The 1376-nt window shown below is 37.8% G+C and carries 1 protein-coding gene and 1 rRNA gene; both read right to left on the bottom strand.

The genetic code is table 11. The features are described 5' to 3' along the window. The coding region (locus tag ACHABU_RS20645; protein ID WP_435766835.1) for an IS110 family transposase at positions 1–719 on the bottom strand (719 nt) is incomplete at its 3' end. Positions 720–1238: 519 nt separating this feature from the next. Then, positions 1239–1354 (bottom strand): 5S ribosomal RNA (rrf, locus tag ACHABU_RS20650). Positions 1355–1376: the final 22 nt, after the last annotated feature.

The raw sequence follows: 1376 nt of genomic DNA on the forward strand, positions 1-1376 counted from the left end.
ATATTGCTCTGATACAGGTTATTCTGGAACGGGTTACGAAGGGCTGCTTCTTTTAGCTTTTTTGCCCTTTCTTGTGCCCAAAGGTCGGAACGACTTTTACATAATGAACTTATCTTCTCTGATAATTCAGTTTCACTCGTACTTAATACCGCCTCAGATGTTGGAAATGCTAGTAAAGTAAGCAAAGATACCCTTGAATATAAACTCCCAAACACACCTCTATATTCAGGGAATACCTGATCTAACAAGGAGTGTAACTGTATTTTAGTTTTTGCTGATATTTCTGCAATACTTTCTTGTTGTCTAGTAAGGTTGCGAAGGTTTAAAAGTTGAACACCTCGCTTCTTATAAGGTTCCAACTCTTCTTTATAAAACAGCCCACAAAGGTGATAGGCATCTACTGCATCTGTTTTAACTTTACGTAGACTTGAACTTTTGGTACGATGTGAGATAAGAGGATTAACAATAATGTAGACATACTTTTGCTCCTCCAAAAATTGAATAACTGGATAATGATAGTGGCCAGTTGATTCCAACACGACCGTAGGTTGGTTGCCATTAGCTGATTTTTCAACTTCATGAAGGAATTCTAGTAAAATTCCTAACCCTTTTATGTCATGTTTAATACTAAAGCTCTTTCGATAAGGTTTACCTTTATCTAAAAAGGCCTGGATCTGACTTTCCCCTTTTGAAACATCCAGACCGATGACTGGATTCATACATAATCTCCTCCTAGAATATTAAATTAGTCGGCATCCCCTAAGGCTTCTTGTAATGTCATAGGTTCGCTTGTTAAACGGGATCATATTGTCCCAACCAGCCTGAAACATGTTTATACAAGTAGGGGGTGAACAGTTTAGCTGACGAGATCAAGTCCCACTGGTGCGACGTTCTACCCCGACTACCGTTATAATAAGACCTTATAGAAAAAGGTCAACCAGTAAAATCTGGTTAACCTTATATTACGAACTGGTGCTTTAATGGAATAAGCCAATCTAAAAAAGTCGAATCCTTTAGCAATACGGGAATTCGACTTTTTTAGATTGAAATTCACTTAGTGTACAAAATTTCAATAAATTTTGGTGGTAATACCCAACATGCAAAATATCGATTAAAATAGGTGCAAGATAGCGTCTAAAGTAACAGTCTAAAAGGGTTCTTCTCGCTAACATGATATAAAAAACTAAGATAAATAAAAAAGCAGCCGATACATTTTGTATCAGCTGCTTTTTTATAATGCCTGGCGGCGTTCTACTCTTGCAGGGGCAAAGCCCCAACTACCATCGACGCTGAAGAGCTTAACTTCTGTGTTCGAGATGGGAACAGGTGTGACCTCTTCGCTATTGCTACCAGACAACGATTTTAATTAAGATATC

The organism is Oceanobacillus sp. CF4.6 (assembly GCF_051262635.1).
GTDB lineage: Bacteria > Bacillota > Bacilli > Bacillales > Amphibacillaceae > Oceanobacillus.